This window comes from uncultured Algoriphagus sp., assembly GCF_963974365.1.
Taxonomy (GTDB): Bacteria; Bacteroidota; Bacteroidia; order Cytophagales; family Cyclobacteriaceae; genus Algoriphagus.
Window position 1 is genome coordinate 83512 of record NZ_CAXBBX010000011.1, and the last position, 19252, is coordinate 102763.

A 19252-nucleotide genomic window follows, 5' to 3' on the forward strand; every position below is an offset into this window, starting at 1 on the left:
CATAAGGCCAAATAATGCTACTTGGCGTCATCAGTTGTGCAGTGAATAAAATAGAAATGGTTAATAGACTTATTAGAAATACTGAGAGCATTTCTTTAGTTGAGAACCTGTTAAAGCGCTTATCCATTTTTATTTTGGGGGTACGAAATATTTCATCTGATCCCTTTTCTCTTAGCTGACATTATGACCCTTGTTGGTATAGGGATTTTGAGAGTAGTGAAATTCCTTTAGATTTCTGTTGTAAGATTAAAATCTTATCAGTGATTGTATCATTTGATACTATCACTGATAAGGACAGAGAGGTAAAAATTTGAGAGATAAGCTCTTTAAAATACGTATCTCTTACTTCTTCCTCTCAATCGTATAACTCACCAGTCCTTCAAGTGAAGTTTTATATTCCGATTCAGGAAAAGTTTTCAGGATATCTAATGCTTCTTGGTAAAACCTGTCCATGATGGTTTTGGCGTATTCGAGCCCACCGCTTTTCTTCACGAAATCGATAACCTGATTTACCGCTTTCTTGTCTTCACTTCGATTACGGATTAAGTTGATGATTTTCTTTTTTTCCAGCCAGTCCGCCTTTTGCAAAGCAAAAATAAGAGGCAGCGTCATCTTCTTTTCTTTGATATCTATTCCGACAGGCTTGCCGATTTCATCTTCTCCGTAGTCAAAAAGATCGTCTTTGATCTGGAAGGCCATCCCAACTTTCTCTCCAAATTCCCGCATTTTGGAGATGGTTTCATCACTGCTCTCTGTGCTAGAAGCACCTACTGCGCAGCAGGAAGCCAATAAACTGGCAGTCTTTTGACGAATAATGTCGTAATAAACTTCCTCGGTGATGTCGAGTTTTCTGGCTTTGGCGATTTGTAGCAATTCGCCTTCTGACATCTCTTTTACTGCGTTTGATACGATCTTAAGCAGTTTGAAATCATTGTTTTCTACACTCAAAAGTAGCCCTCGGGAAAGCAGGTAATCACCAACTAAAACTGAGATTTTGTTTTTCCACAGTGCATTTACAGAGAAAAATCCACGTCTATAGTTTGCATCATCTACCACATCATCGTGAACCAGCGTTGCAGTGTGCAGTAATTCTATGAGCGCAGCGCCTCTATGCGTGGAGTCATTTATTCCTCCACAAACTCCCGCAGTCAAAAAAACGAACATTGGGCGCATCTGCTTGCCTTTGCGCTTGACAATGTAATTCGTGATGTGGTCGAGGAGCTTGACCTTAGATTTCATAGAGGCCCGAAATTTTAGCTCAAACTGAGCCATTTCGTTTTCTATGGGAACTTGTATTTGCTTAAGGTCTGGTTTCATCCGGTCTTTGATGCCGTAAAAATAATACCCTTTCGCTCATGGACAAGGTTTTGATAGGCTAGGACCAGCAATCAATTGAAAATGACGTTGATTTTGATAAATTAGGTATTTTGTAACTACGTTTTTGCATCCAAAACCCTACAGACTATGAAAAACATTAAAATTGAAATCAAATGGGCATTGATATTTGTAGCCATGATGTTGGCCTGGATGTTTTTGGAAAAGTCTCTGGGATATCATGATGAGAAGATAGAAGACCATCCATTCTTCACAAACTTCGTTGCCATTCCTTCTATTGCGATTTACATTTTTGCGTTGCTTGATAAGAAACAGAATTTCTATTATGGCCTAATGAGTTATAAGCAAGGTTTTATTTCTGGTCTTATTATTTCGGTGATCGTCGCCATACTTAGTCCTCTTTCACAATACATTACTACTGAATTTATCACGCCGGATTATTTTTCTAATGAGATAAACTATGCTGTAGAACAAGGCGAAATGACTCGTGATGAAGCGGAAGGCTATTTTAATTTGAAAAGTTATATACTTCAATCCGTAATAGGGGCGTTAGTGATGGGACTGCTCACTTCTGCTATTGTGGCTATTTTTGTTAAGTCAAAGTCTCAATCATGAGCATTACTTCACGTTGTTCTTTCATATAAGAAAGGGCTTTTCACTATCTTTGGATTGATTTTTAATAAAAACCAGCCACTTGGAGGAGAAATACATCAAGCATAAGTACGAGCCGATTCATCCCAGCAAAGACGAATGGCCGGTGGTGAAATTGGCGAGAGAGCGGAAGGAATTTGTGAAGAAAGTCGCTGACTTGTCGGAGGATAGGATTCTCAATCTCACTGGCAACAATCCTGATATTCTCAAAGAAGAATTGGAAACAACGCTATACCGTGAGAAACTTCGAATTAAACAAAATCCTTGGGTTGTAGATCCTGATGATGATTCCTCTTTTTGGAGTGGAGTAAAGTCTTCTTTGGTGCAAATAAGTACCGAAACAGTAAAAAATAAGGTCAAAAAACTGCAGGCTTACAAGGTGATTTTGAATCAAATCACAGCTCGCTATGCCGAGGAAATTGCCAGTAATTTCAAAACTACCCATTACAAATTTACCCGATCAGTGGTTACTTATGGCTTTTCGCGATTGCTGAATGCAGCACGTGTGAAGGGCTTCAAGTCTATTTTCAGCAATCAATACACCTTACAGGATAAAATCCAGATCACTGGCGAAACCGATCAATTGCGTGACCTGGCTACTAAAGGCACCGTGGTGATGGTTCCCACTCACTTCAGTAATCTTGATAGTATCTTGATCGGATGGGTGATTTCTGTTTTAGGCTTACCGCCTTTTATCTATGGAGCAGGATTGAATCTCTTCAATATTTCCATTTTCGCCTACTTCATGAATTCTCTCGGCGCCTACAAAGTGGATCGGAGGAAAAAGAATCTGATGTATCTGGAGACATTGAAAACCTATTCCAAAGAAGCCATTCAGTTTGGATGTCATTCCTTGTTTTTTCCTGGAGGCACTAGATCCCGCAGTGGTATGATTGAGTCCAAACTCAAGCTGGGACTGCTAAGTACTGCGATCGAGGCACAGCGGGCAAATTTCGAAAATGGCCTGAATGATATTTCAGGTAAGATTTTCATCGTTCCGGTTACGATTAATTATCACTTTGTATTGGAAGCGCCGAGTTTGATCCGAGATCACTTGAGCATCACTGGCCAAGAGCGGTACTACAAAGAGAATGATGAATTTTCCAATTCTTATAAGATTTCTAAATTCCTCATCAAGTTTTTCACCAAAGGATCTGATATCTCAGTGTCTGTAGGTAAGGCAATGGATGTTCTAGGGAACTATGTGGATGTGGATGGCAGAAGCTTGGATAAACATGGTCGGGTGATTGATACAAGGGATTATTTTATTTCTGACGGGAAAGTCTCAGTGGATAATCAGCGGGAGGAAGAATACACGAATATGCTTGGAAAGCGAATTGTGGAGGAATTTCACAAAATCAACCGGGTGTTTAATTCTCATTTGGTGGCTTTTGTGGCTTTTGAGCTGATCAAAAAGCAAAACAGAAAACTTGATTTGTTTGACTTACTAAGATTGCCTGAGGAAGATATCGCTATTCCTTATGAGGAGTTTAAGGCAAATTGTCAGCTTGTACTTGATAAAATCAAGGAATTGAAGTCACAGGGATTGATCAATACTGCGCCCCATCTATCGCTTGATTTGGATGAAATAATCAGTCGAGGAATGGAAAATGTGGGTATGTATCATGCTAAACGCCCTATTATCCGAGACAAAAATGGGAATATAGGGACTGATGACATGAGCCTACTTTATTTTTATCATAACAGATTAACCGGATATGGACTCGAAAAACTCTACTGAAGCTAAGTATATCGGAGTGGTGGGAGTGGGCAGCTTTGGCGCAGCCATCGCAAATATTCTAGCGGCTAAAAACCCTGTGATGGTCTATGCCCGAAAGCAAGAAGTAGTCGATGAAATTAATTCGTCTCATTCTGCTCAAGGAAAAGCATTGGCAAAAAATGTAATTGCTTCTAATGATCCTGCGCAACTTTGTAAAATCTGTGATGTGCTTTTCTTTATGATTCCATCTTCAGGCTTTCAGGAAGTAGTGAAGACTTTTTCGCCCTATTTGTTTCCTTATCACTTGATTATTCATGGAACCAAAGGGCTCTGTTTGAATCTCAAGTCTGGAGAAACACTGGAAACAGTCAAGAAGATCAAACGCAGTCAAATACTGACGATGAGCGAAGTAATCCTGCAAGAAACTGTGGCTGTAAGAGTCGGATGTCTAGCAGGGCCAAATCTATCCAAGGAACTGGCTCAAGGTCAACCTGCAGCTACTGTGATAGCCAGTAAATACAATGAAGTGATCTTAGAAGGGCAGAGTTTGCTGAGATCTGAAAAGTTTCAGGTTTATGGGAATTCCGATATTATCGGCGTGGAGATCAGCGGCGTATTGAAAAATATCATTGCTATCGCTTCTGGTGCCTTGGCTGGATTAGGCTTGGGAGAAAATGCTAAAGGGCTTCTGATCAGCAGAGGAATGGTGGAGATGATCCACTTGGGAAATGCACTGGGAGGGAGTATTAAATCCGTGATGGGTTTGGCAGGAATTGGCGATTTGGTTACAACCTGCAATTCGATACATTCAAGGAATTTTACTGTAGGTTACCGACTTGCGAAAGGAGAGACTCTTGATTCAATTCTTGCAGATATGGAAGAAGTGGCAGAAGGAATCAATACCGTGAGAATCATCAAAGCTTTCTTGGAAACTGCTGATCTCCGGGCGCCGATCACAGAAAATTTGTATCGCGTGCTTTTTGAAGATTTGGAGATAGAAGAAGCATTGCAATTTTTGATGAAATATCCTTTTAATGTGGATGTGGACTTTGTGTAGACTTTAAGCCGCATTGGACACGGAGTTTAGCGCAGAGAGTTCTAAGTATTTTATTTCTACGCAAGTAGGATTTCAAGCACTACTACATGCCAACTAGTGATCTGTCAGAATTTTTAGAGATGTGTGAGGCGTAGTAGAATTAGAAAAGCCACTTCTGAGTGATCAAAAGTGGCTTTTCTAATTCTGTTATTATTTCTTATCTAATCGGTATCAACTTTACCATTAAGCCTGTACCTTCAGTAATAGCATAAATATAGCCATCTGGGCTTTGAGAAACCTGGCGTACACGTCCGATATCCTGAAGCATAATTTCTTGCTCTCCGGCGGTAGATCCATTCATGTCTACACGGTTGATGTGCATTTTCTTTAATGCGCCGATAAGAATATCGCCTTTCCAAGCCGGATATTTATCTGAAGTGACCATTGTCATACCCGCAGTAGCGATGGATGGTACATAATAAGTTAATGGTTGTTCCATTCCTTCTTTTTCCTGAATGTCAGAAACTGGCTTGTCATCATATCCAATACCCCAAGTAATCACTGGCCATCCGTAATTTTTGCCTTTTTCCAACAAATTCAACTCGTCACCACCTTGAGGACCGTGCTCAGTTTCATAAAGTCTATTATTTTCTTTGTCGAAATACAAGCCTTGAGGGTTTCTGTTACCATAAGTCCAGATTGAAGCTACGGCACCTTCAGTATCTACAAATGGATTGTCAGTCGGGATTCTGCCATCGTCATGAATTCGGTGAATTTTCCCATGAGAATTGGTCAAATCCTGTGCATTTGTAGGAGTGTTTTGACGTTCTCCGCTAGAATAGTAAAGGTATCCGTCGTTATCGAATACAATTCGGCTACCGTAATGCGCATTGCTTTTCCAAGCTGGAAGCGATTGAATCAGCTCTTCTTGATTGACTGCATTTTTGCCTTCTAACTTAAATCTTGTGATCGTTGTAGCGGATGTGCTATCTGGCATTAGCTTGCCATAGGAAATATAGATCCAGCCATTCTCATCAAATTTTGGATGAGCTGTAACGTCCAACAAACCAGATTGACCTTTTGTCCAAAACTCAGGAAGCCCCTGTACTTTCTCTCCTGTGAATTTATCGTCTTTGAAAATAAGGATTTCTCCTTTTTTCTCAGTAACAAGCATTCTACCATCAGATAGCCATGTCATGCCCCAAGGATTTTCAAATCCAGTATAAAGGGTGTCAACATTGATTAATAGCTGTTCAGTTTGAACAGCGTAGGTCTCATCGATAGGTTCGACTACAGCTTCTTGCTCTTTAGGTGAGCAAGATGTTGCTAAGGCGATGCCAGATGCTACGAGAGCGATAGGCAGGTATAGTTTGTTTTTTGTCATGTGTTTATATTGTTTTCCAACGGTCACATGGAATCTCGCATGCATTATAGTAAAACCTCTATGCAAGGGGTTCTTACTCATGCTCGATTTCATAGCGTTGTAAATAAGCTGCAAGATAAAATACATCTTTGAAATCTTGCAGCTTATTTACATGACCTGCTTAGGAAGTCGGCTTTTCTACCGGGCAATTCATGAATGCTTCTGCTTCCTGTACCATCTCTGATGAACCAATCAGCAGTGGTGTTCTTTGATGTAGCGTGGTCGGTTGGATCTCCAAAATCCGGTTGCATCCATCTGTTGCCATTGCACCAGCTTGCTCCGCTATAAGCGCCAGGGCATTTGCTTCATACAACAATCGTAATTTCCCGGATGGGTTCTTATGAGTAGCAGGATAAAGGTAAATCCCACCTTTTAGCAAGTTTCTATGGAAGTCTGCTACCAAGGAGCCAATGTATCTGGCAGAGTATCTCCTATCCTTGCATTGGTCTACATAAGCCTTCATTCCTTCTTCCCATTCTTTCTGAGAACCTTCATTTACGGAATAAATTTCTCCGTTTTTTGGAGCTTGAATATTGGGGTGGGAAAGGAAAAATTCCCCCAACGATTGTTCGTATGTAAAGCCATTTACTCCGCATCCAGTGGTGTAAACTAACATTGTCGAAGAGCCATATAGCACATAACCAGCAGCGACTTGCTCTGTACCTGCTTGCATGATATCTTCTCTTTGAATAGGGCTTCCAGCCGGAGTCTTTCTGCGGTAAATCGAAAATATTGTTCCTATGGAAATATTTACATCGATATTGGAGCTGCCATCGAGCGGATCTATAGCAACTACATACTTTCCAGAGCTATTTTGTAAATCAATCACAGAATCCTCTTCTTCAGAAACTATGGCACAGACTTCGCCACCTTTACTCAGGGCACGCATAAATCGGATATTAGCAATGACGTCCAGCTTTTGTTGCTCTTCTCCTTGTACATTGACTTGACCGAAGGCTCCACCGATATTTGATAGTCCGGCTCTAGTGGTTTCGCGATTTACTATCTTGGCTGCAAGTGCGATATCTCGCAGAAGTTGTGAAAGTTCACCTGAAGCAAAAGGGAAATCGCTTTGCTTGAGTTTAATAAATCTGTCTAAAGTAGTGCCGACAGAGTAAGCTAGTCCGCTTTGGTCAGGTTGGTAAGGAAGGATTTTCATATATTGGAATAGTTCAATTGGTGGTTTAATCTTATTGAAAAGTAAGCAAATATTTTAATGACAAAAACTCAGATTTATAAATTTGGTGGAGCTTCTGTAAAAGATGCGCCTGCAGTTAAAAACTTGGCTAATATTCTCCGTAATCGATTGCGAAATAATTTTGTGATTGTGGTTTCAGCCATGGGAAAAACTACAAATCATCTTGAAACTATTCTCTCTCTTAAATTAACAAATCAGGATTATTCTTGGAATAGTTCACATTTGAAGTCTTACCACCTGGATATTTGCACAGAGTTATTTCCCAAGGGACATGTAATTTTCCCCAAAATCGAGAACTACTTCATCCTGCTCCATCATGAACTCAACAAACCCATTTCCAAGGACAACTACGATGAGTATTATGATCGGGTAATTGGTTTTGGAGAAATGCTTTCTTCCAGAATTGTCATGGAGTATTTATGCTCGCAGGAATTACTCGTCCTGTGGCAAGATGCACGGGAACTGATCTGTACAGATAGTGATTTTCGATTTGCTAAGGTAGATTGGGAGAAAACGCGCAGGAATTGCCAATCACAATTGAGACCGAAATTGGAACAGTTTCCTGTTTTGACTCAAGGATTTATTGGTGCTGATTCATCTGGCAGACCGACAACGTTAGGTCGAGAAGGGTCTGATTTTACAGCGGCAATTCTGGCCACCAGCCTTGATGCTGGATCGGTGACGATCTGGAAGGATGTGCCTGGTGTGCTCAATGCTGATCCAAAATTATTCAAGGATACGAAGCTATTTAGTGAGCTGGATTATCAGCAAGCAGCACAAATGACCTACTACGGAGCTTCGGTGATTCATCCCAAGACTATTAAGCCATTGGCGAATGCAGGAATTCCACTCTTCGTCAAATCTTTTCTCCATCCTGAAGAGAATGGGACCAAAATCCATAAGACAGCAAAAGTTGAAACAGTACCGACTATTATTTTGAAAAAGGATCAAATTCTAGTGTCTTTTAAGGTGACGGATTTCACTTTTATTGAAGAAAAGCACATCCATCAAGTTTATGAACAGTTGCAAATGTTAAAGCTCAGGGCAAACATGTTGCAAACCTCAGCGATTTCTATCTCCATCGTGGTAGACTCCCAACTGTTCAAATTGGAGCAATTGTTGGCCAAACTTAAAAATGATTTTATAATACGATACAATGAAGGCTTAGAGTTGTTGACGGTATTACATCCAAAGCCGGATTCAATCTCGTCTCTATTGGATGGGTACGAGGTACTGCTGGAGCAAAGCACCAGAAATATGGTGCAGGTAGTGAGACGGTTAAACTAGGCTTTCGGTAAAAGTCATTTCCCAAAACCACTGGTATTTAATCAAAAATCAATAGTTTCAGGATATAAACTCGATAACCTAACCTTACCCTATGAAAACAAGAAGAATATTTCTCCAAAAAGCCAGTCTTTCTGCTATGGCATTGACTGTGCCCGTTTTAAACCCATTTTCTGTTATGGCTGATCAAATTTCTGAGTATGCTAAAGATTCAAAAACCTTACGTGTTGCAATCATGGGCCTTGGTAGCTACGGCACCCGAGTTGCTGAAGCGATTCAAAGTTGCCAGCGAACCAAACTGGTTGGAGTAATCAGTGGAACTCCCTCAAAAGTGGTTGCTTGGAGAGAGAAGTATGGTATTCCTGAGAAAAATTGCTACAACTATGAGAATTTCGATGCGATCAAGGATAATCCTGACATTGACGCCGTCTATGTGATCACTCCAAATGCTCTACATAAAGATCAGGTAATCCGAGTAGCCAAAGCTGGAAAGCATGCTATCTGTGAAAAGCCGATGGCTGTGAATGCAGCTGATGGTCAAGCAATGGTTGATGCCTGCAAAGCGGCAGGGGTTCATCTTTTGATTGGATACAGAATGCATTTTGAGCCAAATACATTAGAAGTGATCAGAATGCGCAAAGCAGGAGAATTTGGTGACATTCGATTTTTTCAGGGACTAAGTGGTTTTACCATTGGTGATCCAACTCAATGGAGACTAGATCCGAAACTTTCAGGCGGTGGCGCCATGATGGATATAGGGATATATTCGATTAATGGTGCCCGGTATATGATTGGAGAGGAACCAATTTGGGTGACCGCTCAGGAGGTCAAAACCAATCCTGAAAAATTTAAAGAAGGAATTGATGAGACGATCACATTCCAACTTGGCTTCCCAAGTGGTGTAATTGCTTCTTGTCTATCTACTTACAATATGAATAATCTAGATCGGTTTTATCTGAATGGAAGCAAAGGCTGGGCAGAAATGCAGCCTTCCACAGGCTATGGTCCCATAAAAGGAGAAACCAATAAAGGCCCTTTAACTGAGCCAATCGTCACGCATCAGACGGTGCAGATGGATGAAATGGCAGCGATAATTTTTGATGGAAAAAAGCCTGAAGTACCAGTAAATGGAGAAGAAGGTGTGAAGGATATGAAGATTATAGATGCAATTTTCAAGGCTGCAAAGACAGGTGATAAACTAGCGCTGAGTGTAGGTTAATCTTCAATTTAGGCTTTTACCTGGTAAATCGATTTACTATTCGCTCGATTCCGGGTAAGTATGCTGTACCGAAAAGATTTAGGTGAACTAGAAGGGGGTAAAGATTATATATCCCCATTCTGGTTTCAAATCCCGGTTCAAGAGGTAGAATTGACTCATAGGAATCATAAAATTTAGAATCGAATCCGCCGAATAGGCGACTAAAAGCCAGGTCCATTTCGCGGTGACCAAAATAAACTGCCGGATCAATTAAGCAGGGTTGGCCGTCCAATGTGCAGATTACATTGCCAGACCAAAGATCTCCATGAACCAATGACGGCTTTTCATTAGGGAAATTAGACGCTAGTTTAGGGTAGATTTCTTGAAATTTCTTCAAAAATTCCAGCGGGATCATCCTATTGAAATAGGCTTTTCCTATCAGAGGCTCCAGTCTATTTTCAATAAAAAAATCTATCCAATGATCTGTTTGAAGGTTTTTTTGATGAATGGAAGCGATGTAGTTATCCTGTTCCAATCCATATTTTTTATCATTAGTGAGGTGAAGATTTGCAAGCCCCATTCCTAGATTTTCCCAATAATCCGAGCTAGGATTACTTGAAGGTATGAACTCAGATAGAAGGAAATTGTAATCTCCAATTCTTCCCCATCCATAGGTTTCAGGCACTTTTATGAAGGTGGATCTGCGTAGTAAATCTAGCCCTTGGGATTCTTGATGGAGAATATCCCGTTCATGATCAAAATTTAATTTTAAGAAAAAATCTCCATCATTACATTCCAGCCTAACGCCCTGATTATGATTTCCAGCCGCTACCAGAGAGGCGGATTTTAAATGTGAATTTGAGCCAAAGCTCTCAAAAAGTATTTGTTCATATAGCTCAAGCTGATCATTAAGCATAGAGATGATGAGTCGCTTTTACTTGATTTAAAAAACTATCCAACGCTTCATCAAGTATGTGATATATTTCTTCAAACCCCTCTTCATTCCCATAATATGGGTCTGGGACGGGCAATCCTTGAGTCTCAGCTACAAAATCGCGCATAAGGTGAATTTCCTTACCTCCAAAGCCATATCGTACTTTTAGGTTGTTTAAGTTTCTAAGGTTGTTGTCATCCATAGCCAGGATGTAGTCGAAATCCCTGAAATCTGTGCGATTTACCTGCCTTCCACGATGTCGTATGGGTAAATTGTGCTTTGTGGCACATTTTATAGTTCGCTCATCCGGGAGCTCACCAATATGGAAATCAGAAGTCCCCGCACTATCACATTTCACTTGTGTATCCATGCCTGCATCTTTTAGCTTACTATTGAAAATAGCTTCTGCTAATGGAGAACGACATATATTACCAAGACAAACAAATAAAACTTTAATCATAATTTAATGCGCTGATCTTAAAAAGATTACTAAAAACGAGGGCTTTGAAAGTACCTAATTTTTGGGGTAAATCCACGGCGGAGTTTGTGTTTTTTTTAGGTGGTAACACTAAATACGCCATTTTTTAATCCTTCTTAGCAGAATTAAATGCGAATAAAACTAATTCCCGTCAAATAGCTACTTTTGACCTATGAAATCGAACTTGGATCGGACATTATAAAGGCAGATGATAATAGTACATGCGAAGATTCTTCCGATTCGCCACGGCTGACGGAACAGGCTATCGCGAGGTAACGGGACAAATACTGGCCTTTTAAAAAAAAAATAAAACACATGAAATCGAGCATGTTGAAGGCGAAACACAGAGGGATGATTATTAGCCAATGCGAGATTCCATGTGACCTATAAAAATCAATTAAAAACACATGAGATGGATTTATAGAATCGGGATATTTTTTGCCAGATTACTTTTACTGTTAGTCGGACCATTTATTCCCAAGGTTGGCCACTTTTCATCAGGAAGAAAAGATCTGTTTCAGAAAATCGAAGAGTTCAAATCAAAGAATTCCGGAACTTTGGCGTGGTTTCATGTGGCTTCACTGGGTGAATATGAACAAGCAAGGCCAGTGATTGCTGAATTGAAAAATGTAAGGCCCGATCAACTTATTGCTGTTAGTTTTTTCAGTCCCTCAGGCTATGACCATGTGATTAAAAAGCCTCAGGCCAATGTTGATTTTATCACATACCTTCCTATAGACAGTAAAAAACAAGCTGAAAAATTTGTGGATTTACTGAGTCCGGACATTGTTTTTTTTGTCAAATATGACCTGTGGCATCACCATATAATGGCTGTCAAATCTAGAAAAATACCTCTCTTTTTGTTTTCTGCAGCTTTTCGGTCTGATCAGATCTATTTCAAAAAAGATGGGTTTTTTAGAGCTATCTTATTTCAATTCGATTTTATTTTCACCCAAAATGAGAGTACACTTGACCTACTAAAATCAATTGATTTTCAGCAGGCGAGTATTGCTGGAGACACGCGATTTGATCGAGTGGCAGAGACGGCAAAGAATTTCAAGGAGTTTCCTGAACTGGCAAAATGGGTTGGTGAGAAGCCAACAGTGGTCGCTGGTTCAGTTTGGCAGGAAGATATGGATTTGTTGATCCCATTAATCAATGCAAAACCGGGATATAGATGGATCATAGCACCGCATGATTTAAGTCCTGATCCAATGAATCGCTGGTCTAAGCAACTGTCACCCTCTTCATCTAGGTATTCTCAATGGGATTCAGACATTTCTCCTGATGTGATTTTTATAGATAACATAGGAATGCTAAGTTCCTTGTATCAATTTGCCAAAGTTGCCTATGTTGGCGGTGCATTTGGTAAAGGATTGCATAATATATTGGAGCCGATGGGATTCGGAATTCCAGTCATTTTTGGCAAATTAGAGAAAACTGCGAAGTTTCCGGAGGCAGCTGAAAGTCAGCGAAACGGATGCGGGTTTGAAGTGAGTGATACGGAAAGTTTAAAGCTGGTTTTTGAGAAATTGGAACGACCGGACTTTTATCAGCAAAGTGCTGAATCTGCCAAAAATTGGGTGCAAAAGAATATTGGAGCAGCAGAGAAAATTATATCTAAAGTGGAAAAAATAGTTTCAAGAGCATGAAAGGGAGAGTGATTAAATCCACAGGCAGCTGGTATCTGGTGCAGACAGATGGAGAGGTGGTTTCTTCCCGACTGAAAGGGAAGTTTAAGCAAGATGATCTAAAACTTACCAACCCCATCGCGGTGGGAGATTGGGTGGAACTGGAAAAGGAGGAGAATCAGGAGACCGCAGTGATTTCTTATATTTTGCCTCGCGAAAACTACGTCATTCGAAAGTCTACTCGGAAGCAACATTTTTCTCATATCATAGCGAGCAATCTCGACCAGGCAATTTTGGTCATCACCATGAAAAGCCCAAGAACATCTCTGGGTTTTATTGATAGATTTTTGGTGAGCACGGAGAGCTTTCGTATCCCCGCCATTTTGGTGGTGAATAAAATGGATCAAATGTCGGGTGAAAAAGCAGATGACTGGCTCTTGGATATTCACGAGATCTATGAGCCATTGGGCTATCAAGTTCTAGAGGTTTCGGCTTTGAAAGAAGAAAATCTCAAAGAAAAGTTTGATTCAGTACTCTCAGGAAAATCAACTTTGATTTCAGGGCATTCAGGTGTAGGGAAATCCACTTTGCTCAATGCATTGGTTCCGGAAGCTACCCAGCATACTAAGGAGGTTTCTGGATTCACTTCCAAAGGTGTGCATACGACGACTTTTGCGGAGCTTTTTGGGTTAGAAAATGGTGGTGATCTGATCGATACTCCTGGTATTAAGGAGTTTGGGATTCTTGATATCGAGGATAATGAGCTTTCGCATTATTTCCCAGAAATGAGAAAATATCTTGGGCAATGCAAGTACAATAACTGCCAACATGTGAATGAGCCGGGTTGTGTAGTGCTTGAGAAAGTGGAAGCGGGTCATATTCATCCTTACCGATACGAAAGCTATTTGAATATCCTGAATGAGGAGGATGACTATAGATAAGCTGCCTGCTTGATTTTGAATCCAAGTAGAATTGGCCTAATTTTCATTTTTATAAAATACCATGAGCGAAGTACTCAATCACCAACAGATAAAGAAGAAAATCACCCGAATGGCGTATGAGATTTATGAGAGAAATCTCAACTCAAAAGCCGTCGTGTTTGCTGGGATTTCTGGAATGGGAAGGTTTCTTTCTGATCTTCTAGCTACAGAACTTAAAGCGATTTCCCCGCTTGTTATTGAGCAGACAGAAATCATTTTGGACAAGGCACATATAGCTTCGGAGGAAGTGCAGCTCTCCAATGAGATAGATTTGCAGGGGAAAACATTGATTCTAGTAGATGATGTCCTCAATACAGGAAAAACATTAGTCTATGCAATGAAGCCTTTTTTGGATGAAGAACTCTACAGAATGGAAATCGCGGTACTTGTCAACCGAAGTCATGGACTTTTTCCGATTCGTCCTGATTACACAGGTTTCGAGCTTTCCACTACACTCAACGAACATATCAAAGTAGATTTCTCAGGAGAAAATTACTTCGTCTATCTACATTAATATTATGTCAGTACACTCGTCTGCAAACGTAAAACGTATCACTACGCACATCCTTCAGGAAATGAAAGATCGTGGTGAGAAGATCTCCATGCTAACAGCCTACGATTATTCTATGGCAAAAATTGTGGATGCTGCTGGGATCGATATTATCCTTGTCGGTGACTCGGCCTCTAATGTGATGGCAGGTCATGAGACTACTTTGCCTATCACCTTGGACCAGATGATCTATCATGCATCTTCGGTGGTGCGAGCTGTCAGCAGGTCTTTCGTGGTGGTAGACATTCCATTTGGGAGCTATCAGGGAAATAGCTCTGAAGCATTGCGATCTACGATTCGCATCATGAAGGAATCAGGTGCTCATGCTGTGAAGGTAGAAGGGGGATCAGAGATCAAAGAATCTGTAGCTAGAATACTCAGCGCAGGCGTTCCAGTTATGGGGCATTTGGGCCTGACACCCCAGTCGATTTATAAGTTTGGAACCTACACCGTAAGAGCGAAAGAAGATGCAGAAGCGACCAAGCTTTTGGAGGATGCCAAGCTATTGGAAGAGCTAGGATGCTTTGCTATTGTAGTCGAAAAAATCCCTGCGGATCTAGCTAAGAAAGTGGCCGAGTCAGTTTCTATTCCAATTATCGGGATAGGTGCTGGAGGAGGAGTAGATGGGCAAGTTCTGGTTGTACACGATATGCTCGGGATCACTCAGGAGTTCAAACCAAGATTTTTGCGGCAATATGCAGACCTCGAGGGCATCATGATGGAGGCCTTCGGCCAATACATCAAAGACGTAAAGAGCCAAGACTTTCCGAATGAGAAGGAGAGCTATTAGAAATGCTAATTCATAAAAAAGGGCATATCATCTTTAAATGATAAGCCCTTTTTTTATGTGTAGTGGTTTGTTTAATCTTTTACAAGCTCCTTGAAATTGTAAATCCCACTTCCTATCATTTCCATCATAGAACCCTTTGCAGACTCGATGTATTTAGCATGATCACATGCTACATAATGCGAAGCAAGAGTCATTTCCCCTCCAGATACCATGACCAATTGTGGATAAGCTGTTTTGGAAAAGGTAGCTACTTCAGCGGATGTAACTTCTACCAATTTGTCTTCGGCAAAGATTTCTCCAAAGTATACATCTCTTTTCAGGGAAGTGGAAGAGTCAAAAAGTGGTGAGCTCGCCATATGACCTGCTACAAATCGTACTTTGGATGCTAATAGAGACTGAGTTGGTGAGGTGGTAAACCCTTTTGCAAACTTACCTAAACTCATTTGCTCATTGTCCATAGATCCTACACTTGCGGCCATTCTCAAATTAATGTCAGCCTTTACTTTAGAAGAAGCATAGTTAGCAAAGCTAGTGGAGCTTGCATCCAAATTCACAAATGGGAATATGAAAGTGGCTTCCGCAACATAGGCGTCGTCCAGATCTTTAGATAATTTGGAACTAGTATCTGTGAATGTTCCTTTCTCACGGCCACTGCTAGAGACGTCTTTTACCCAGTAATCAAACCCAGTAGGAGTTACCATTACATATCCTGTTGCCTGATCTGTAGAGGAAGCACCACCTTCCATTTTTGTGTAACCTGAATAGTAATCAGTTTTTCCAGCTTCCTCAGCTGTAATGATTTCAAAACCATCAGCTTCCAGTTGTGCCACAAAATCCGCATAAGCTTCATCCACTATCTTTTGAAAATCAGGAACATCTACCCCGCTCAGTTGAACGCCCATCCTGGTGCTGGTTCCAGACACAGTGGTCGTTCGATTTGCACGTTCGTTTTTAGATCCTGAGGTACTGGCAGTAGCCTCTTCATACACTTCGAATAATGCTCTAAACTTCTGGATGTAAACACGCTTTGGTGATTTTGAAGATTGCTTTCCTCGGTGAAATGAATTTACATCATAATCCTTTGATGAGATATAAGGATCAGCTGGTTGAAATATTCCTAGCCATAGCAGAACCAGTGTGAGTAGTGTGATTTTCATAAGTGTATAAATTAGAAGTTGTTCATTTTGCTTGCTCTAATTTAGAAGGCAGGTAGGGGATTTTGCAACAGCGGTTTAGGCATATAGAAATGGAGGGCTTAATGATTTAGATTGTAAAAATCTATAAATCAACCTATTATGATTTTAATTAAAGAATATGCTAACCTAGTTTCGATAGTGAAATAGGGCGTTTGACGTACAAAAAAAATCTCTGTATGACCTCTGTTTTTTCTCAAAATCAAAGAAAGTATAAGAGGAGGGCTATCCATGATGACCTATTAAATGGGACTAATCCCTTCGAAATTAGTCATCTGATCACTGGGAATTGGGCATAAAAAAAGACCGGTTATTACCGGCCTTTCAATTATTCTATATCTATAAATCTCAAGCGCTGATCTCCTTAATACTTATTTTTTCACGTACACGTATCATGAAATCACTTAATACATTCATGTAATTGATGAAAGCATCATAAGGCGAATCATACGGACTGAAGTAGGAGTGGATATCTCCGTCAGAGAAAAATTTGGTACACATATAATAGAAGTGATCACTGGTCTGCAAATAAGACCAGTCACGCTGAATGTCTTCATCGTCAATGCTCTTCACTAATTTTTCCATTTCGTATAATCTGTCAAACGCTTCATCCTGTAGGTCATTTCCAAGCCAGGCGGTCAAATCACGCTCTTCATCTGCCCATGAGATCGGAATTGGAACATGTATTTTTCCTACTGGCGGAATCTTGGCTGCTACTTCGGAAGGTGTAGAAAATGTGAAATTCGTACTGGAGAATACCGCATCTGGTAATGCTTTCATAAACTCGAAAATGCCAGTTTCTGCCCATTGATGCTCTCCGAAAGTCTCATAATCCATAAATAGGTTAATCGTCTCTTCTTCCTCCGGCACAGCATTCAGCCAGTTGACAAACTTATCTGTAGTCAGCGGGTAATCGCTCCAGCCTTTGTTCCCAAATCTAAATGCGATGTCATCGGAAAGCTGGAAGTTTTTCAAGAGCACTTTGAGCTTTGGATTTATGCTATTTACATAGACATAATTAGGGCTTTTCCATCCTAGAATGTGTTTAGCACCTTCAGTTAAAATGGCATCATAACCCATCTCTGATACCATAGCGCCGATCTGATCCGAGTAGATCAGCTCGGTGTTTCTAAATACTTTCGGCTGATAGCCATTGAAGAGTTTCTTGATTTTTTCCTGGTGCTTTTTCACCATACTTTGAAACTCATCCTTACTTTTCAATGCGGCCAAGGTATGTCCGTAAGTTTCATTTAGCAATTCACAGTGACCTGTCTCAACTAGTTTTTTGAAGCTTTCAAGCACATCTGGCGCATAGGCTTCTAGCTGATCTAGAAAAACACCCGACATAGAGAAACTTACTTTGAAGGCTCCATTGTACTTGTTTATCATTTCCAACAGCAAAGCATTCATAGGCAAATAGCATTTTTGCGCTACTTTTCTCATGACACTGCGATTGAGGAAATCGTCCCAGTAATGATGATCTTCTCCGATGTCAAAAAAACGATAAGGCTTCAGACGATATGGCTGATGGACCTGGAAATAAAAGCAGATGGTTCTCATGGTTTCTGTGGTAATGTTTTATTGTAAACTGTGACAAGTTTTTCGGCCACATGTTCCCATTTCAATTTTTTCAATTCTTCAGTTCCCAGCTCTTTGAACATTTTGGAAATACCATCATAATGAAGCAATGCAAAAATTGCATCGGCCATAGAATCAATATCCCAAAAATCAATTTTGATGGCATTATTTAGAACTTCGGCGACACCCGATTGCTTGGAGATAATCACTGGCGTGTTGTGACGCACAGCTTCTAAAGGAGAAATGCCAAAAGGTTCAGACACAGAAGGCATCACATATACATCCGATATGGCATACATGTGATCTACATCATCACCTTTCAAAAATCCGGTAAAATGGAATTTTGTCCCCATGCGTAGCTCAGCTACGCGATCAATCATCCGGTTTAATAAATCTCCGTTGCCTGCCATCACAAAACGTACGTTTGGATCTCTTTCGATTACCTTTTTTGCCGCCTCTACAAAATATTCAGGACCTTTTTGGAAGGTGATTCTGCCTAGGAAAGTAACAATCTTTTCAGGCACCTTCTTTTGATAGCTTGACTTGATGATACTAGCGTCAAGCACAGCATTATGAAGTACTGTTACTTTTTCAGCTGGGATTCCATATTTTTTAATAATTATATTTTTGGTCAACTGGCTCACTGCGACCACGTGGTCAGCGGCTTCCATGCCGGCCCTCTCGATGTCGTAAACCACTTGGTTCACTGATTCTCCAGAGCGATCAAATTCTGTAGCATGAACGTGCGCAACCATCGGTTTGCCACTGATCTCTTTTGCCGCAATTCCAGCTGGGAATGAAAGCCAATCGTGTGCGTGGATGATATCGTGTTCTTTGTTTTTGGAAATATGTGCTGCTACCAATGCGTAGCGAGATACTTCCATCATCAGGTCTTTACCGTATTTTCCGCTGAATTCAAATTTGTTTGAAAAAACACTTTCATCCACATCAGTCCTGTCGTGAATCGTATAGTCTGTGTATTTCTTAAATTCGTCCGGTCCAAGGTATGGTACCAGAAAACTGCTCACTTCTAAATACGTGAGGTTTTTCCAGAATTTTTTAAACCGTTTTTCACGGTAGTCTATCGTGACATCACTCGCATTGACAAAATCTGCCAATGGCTCCTCGTCTCCCCAAAGTTTAGGTACTACAAATATGATGTCTTGATTATGATGAGCCAATCCCTTGACCAATCCATAGCACGCCGTTCCAAGACCTCCAGAAATATGTGGTGGGAATTCCCACCCAAACATTAGCACCTTCATAAAAAGTC

17 protein-coding genes are annotated in these 19252 nt (G+C 40.6%); 9 read left to right on the top strand and 8 right to left on the bottom strand.

Translation table 11 applies throughout. The features are described from left to right. Positions 1–342: 342 nt before the first annotated feature. Positions 343–1317 carry a polyprenyl synthetase family protein gene (locus AACZ87_RS15555; RefSeq protein ID WP_339868555.1) on the bottom strand — a complete coding sequence of 325 codons (975 nt, stop codon included), beginning with the start codon at positions 1315–1317 and terminating at the stop codon, positions 343–345. Between the two features lie 147 nt (positions 1318–1464). Here AACZ87_RS15555 and AACZ87_RS15560 point away from each other — a divergent pair, with 147 nt between their 5' ends. The 3 genes from AACZ87_RS15560 (at position 1465) to AACZ87_RS15570 (ending at position 4763) form a co-directional block, all read left to right on the top strand. Beyond that, positions 1465–1950, top strand: coding sequence for a DUF4199 domain-containing protein (locus tag AACZ87_RS15560; protein WP_339868557.1), 486 nt, complete (start codon positions 1465–1467; stop codon positions 1948–1950). A gap of 79 nt (positions 1951–2029) precedes the next feature. After that, entirely contained in the window at positions 2030–3727 is a 1698-nt protein-coding gene (locus AACZ87_RS15565) for a 1-acyl-sn-glycerol-3-phosphate acyltransferase (protein WP_339868558.1), read from the top strand. Further along, positions 3705–4763, top strand: a complete 1059-nt coding sequence (locus AACZ87_RS15570; protein WP_339868559.1) for an NAD(P)H-dependent glycerol-3-phosphate dehydrogenase — start codon at positions 3705–3707, stop codon at positions 4761–4763. The genes AACZ87_RS15565 and AACZ87_RS15570 overlap by 23 nt, the downstream gene beginning before the upstream one ends. A gap of 196 nt (positions 4764–4959) precedes the next feature. On the opposite strand, the gene AACZ87_RS15575 is transcribed toward AACZ87_RS15570, so the two are convergent. Beyond that, entirely contained in the window at positions 4960–6126 is a 1167-nt protein-coding gene (locus AACZ87_RS15575; RefSeq protein ID WP_339868560.1) for a PQQ-dependent sugar dehydrogenase, read from the bottom strand. Positions 6127–6286: 160 nt separating this feature from the next. Further along, a complete protein-coding gene (gene fbp / locus AACZ87_RS15580; protein ID WP_339868561.1) occupies positions 6287–7324 on the bottom strand; it encodes a class 1 fructose-bisphosphatase in 1038 nt (345 codons plus the stop codon). Positions 7325–7381: 57 nt separating this feature from the next. Between fbp and AACZ87_RS15585 the strand changes: the two genes are divergently transcribed. Further along, positions 7382–8650 carry an aspartate kinase gene (locus AACZ87_RS15585; RefSeq protein WP_339868562.1) on the top strand — a complete coding sequence of 423 codons (1269 nt, stop codon included), beginning with the start codon at positions 7382–7384 and terminating at the stop codon, positions 8648–8650. 91 nt (positions 8651–8741) lie between these two features. Next, on the top strand, positions 8742–9866 hold the full coding sequence (locus AACZ87_RS15590; protein WP_339868563.1) for a Gfo/Idh/MocA family oxidoreductase: 1125 nt from the start codon (positions 8742–8744) through the stop codon (positions 9864–9866). 16 nt (positions 9867–9882) lie between these two features. Here the strand turns inward: AACZ87_RS15590 and AACZ87_RS15595 are convergent, their stop codons facing one another. Then, complete coding sequence (locus AACZ87_RS15595; protein ID WP_339868564.1) at positions 9883–10761, bottom strand: fructosamine kinase family protein; 879 nt, start codon at positions 10759–10761, stop codon at positions 9883–9885. Continuing rightward, positions 10754–11239, bottom strand: a complete 486-nt coding sequence (locus AACZ87_RS15600) for a low molecular weight protein-tyrosine-phosphatase (RefSeq protein ID WP_339868565.1) — start codon at positions 11237–11239, stop codon at positions 10754–10756. The genes AACZ87_RS15595 and AACZ87_RS15600 overlap by 8 nt, the downstream gene beginning before the upstream one ends. 425 nt (positions 11240–11664) lie before the next feature. Here AACZ87_RS15600 and AACZ87_RS15605 point away from each other — a divergent pair, with 425 nt between their 5' ends. The 4 genes from AACZ87_RS15605 (at position 11665) to panB (ending at position 15208) form a co-directional block, all read left to right on the top strand. Then, entirely contained in the window at positions 11665–12909 is a 1245-nt protein-coding gene (locus tag AACZ87_RS15605; protein ID WP_339868567.1) for a glycosyltransferase N-terminal domain-containing protein, read from the top strand. Further along, positions 12906–13829 (top strand): ribosome small subunit-dependent GTPase A, encoded by a 924-nt coding sequence (rsgA, locus tag AACZ87_RS15610; RefSeq protein WP_339868568.1) that lies wholly within the window; start codon positions 12906–12908, stop codon positions 13827–13829. The genes AACZ87_RS15605 and rsgA overlap by 4 nt, the downstream gene beginning before the upstream one ends. Positions 13830–13890: 61 nt before the next feature. Beyond that, positions 13891–14382, top strand: a complete 492-nt coding sequence (locus tag AACZ87_RS15615) for a phosphoribosyltransferase family protein (RefSeq protein WP_339868570.1) — start codon at positions 13891–13893, stop codon at positions 14380–14382. Between the two features lie 4 nt (positions 14383–14386). Then, a complete protein-coding gene (panB, locus tag AACZ87_RS15620) occupies positions 14387–15208 on the top strand; it encodes a 3-methyl-2-oxobutanoate hydroxymethyltransferase (RefSeq protein ID WP_339868571.1) in 822 nt (273 codons plus the stop codon). A 71-nt stretch (positions 15209–15279) separates the two neighbouring features. Here the strand turns inward: panB and AACZ87_RS15625 are convergent, their stop codons facing one another. From AACZ87_RS15625 to AACZ87_RS15635, 3 genes are all read right to left on the bottom strand, one after another. Beyond that, positions 15280–16365, bottom strand: a complete 1086-nt coding sequence (locus AACZ87_RS15625; RefSeq protein WP_339868573.1) for a hypothetical protein — start codon at positions 16363–16365, stop codon at positions 15280–15282. Positions 16366–16749: 384 nt separating this feature from the next. Then, positions 16750–17961: a glycoside hydrolase family 57 protein gene (locus tag AACZ87_RS15630; RefSeq protein WP_339868574.1), complete on the bottom strand. Its 1212-nt coding sequence runs from the start codon at positions 17959–17961 to the stop codon at positions 16750–16752. Continuing rightward, entirely contained in the window at positions 17958–19244 is a 1287-nt protein-coding gene (locus AACZ87_RS15635) for a glycosyltransferase family 4 protein (protein ID WP_339868575.1), read from the bottom strand. Before AACZ87_RS15635 ends, AACZ87_RS15630 begins: the two co-directional genes overlap by 4 nt. Positions 19245–19252 lie beyond the last annotated feature (8 nt).

Bases quoted from the DNA above. Each gene is read 5' to 3' on its own strand.
- AACZ87_RS15635 (WP_339868575.1), bottom strand. From the start codon at position 19,244: ATGAAGGTGCTAATGTTTGGGTGGGAATTCCCACCACATATTTCTGGA.
- AACZ87_RS15585 (WP_339868562.1), top strand. From the start codon at position 7,382: ATGACAAAAACTCAGATTTATAAATTTGGTGGAGCTTCTGTAAAAGAT.
- AACZ87_RS15605 (WP_339868567.1), top strand. From the start codon at position 11,665: ATGAGATGGATTTATAGAATCGGGATATTTTTTGCCAGATTACTTTTA.
- AACZ87_RS15625 (WP_339868573.1), bottom strand. From the start codon at position 16,365: ATGAAAATCACACTACTCACACTGGTTCTGCTATGGCTAGGAATATTT.
- AACZ87_RS15595 (WP_339868564.1), bottom strand. From the start codon at position 10,761: ATGCTTAATGATCAGCTTGAGCTATATGAACAAATACTTTTTGAGAGC.
- panB (WP_339868571.1), top strand. From the start codon at position 14,387: ATGTCAGTACACTCGTCTGCAAACGTAAAACGTATCACTACGCACATC.
- AACZ87_RS15630 (WP_339868574.1), bottom strand. From the start codon at position 17,961: ATGAGAACCATCTGCTTTTATTTCCAGGTCCATCAGCCATATCGTCTG.
- AACZ87_RS15560 (WP_339868557.1), top strand. From the start codon at position 1,465: ATGAAAAACATTAAAATTGAAATCAAATGGGCATTGATATTTGTAGCC.
- fbp (WP_339868561.1), bottom strand. From the start codon at position 7,324: ATGAAAATCCTTCCTTACCAACCTGACCAAAGCGGACTAGCTTACTCT.
- AACZ87_RS15575 (WP_339868560.1), bottom strand. From the start codon at position 6,126: ATGACAAAAAACAAACTATACCTGCCTATCGCTCTCGTAGCATCTGGC.
- AACZ87_RS15615 (WP_339868570.1), top strand. From the start codon at position 13,891: ATGAGCGAAGTACTCAATCACCAACAGATAAAGAAGAAAATCACCCGA.
- AACZ87_RS15600 (WP_339868565.1), bottom strand. From the start codon at position 11,239: ATGATTAAAGTTTTATTTGTTTGTCTTGGTAATATATGTCGTTCTCCA.
- AACZ87_RS15555 (WP_339868555.1), bottom strand. From the start codon at position 1,317: ATGAAACCAGACCTTAAGCAAATACAAGTTCCCATAGAAAACGAAATG.
- rsgA (WP_339868568.1), top strand. From the start codon at position 12,906: ATGAAAGGGAGAGTGATTAAATCCACAGGCAGCTGGTATCTGGTGCAG.
- AACZ87_RS15590 (WP_339868563.1), top strand. From the start codon at position 8,742: ATGAAAACAAGAAGAATATTTCTCCAAAAAGCCAGTCTTTCTGCTATG.
- AACZ87_RS15570 (WP_339868559.1), top strand. From the start codon at position 3,705: ATGGACTCGAAAAACTCTACTGAAGCTAAGTATATCGGAGTGGTGGGA.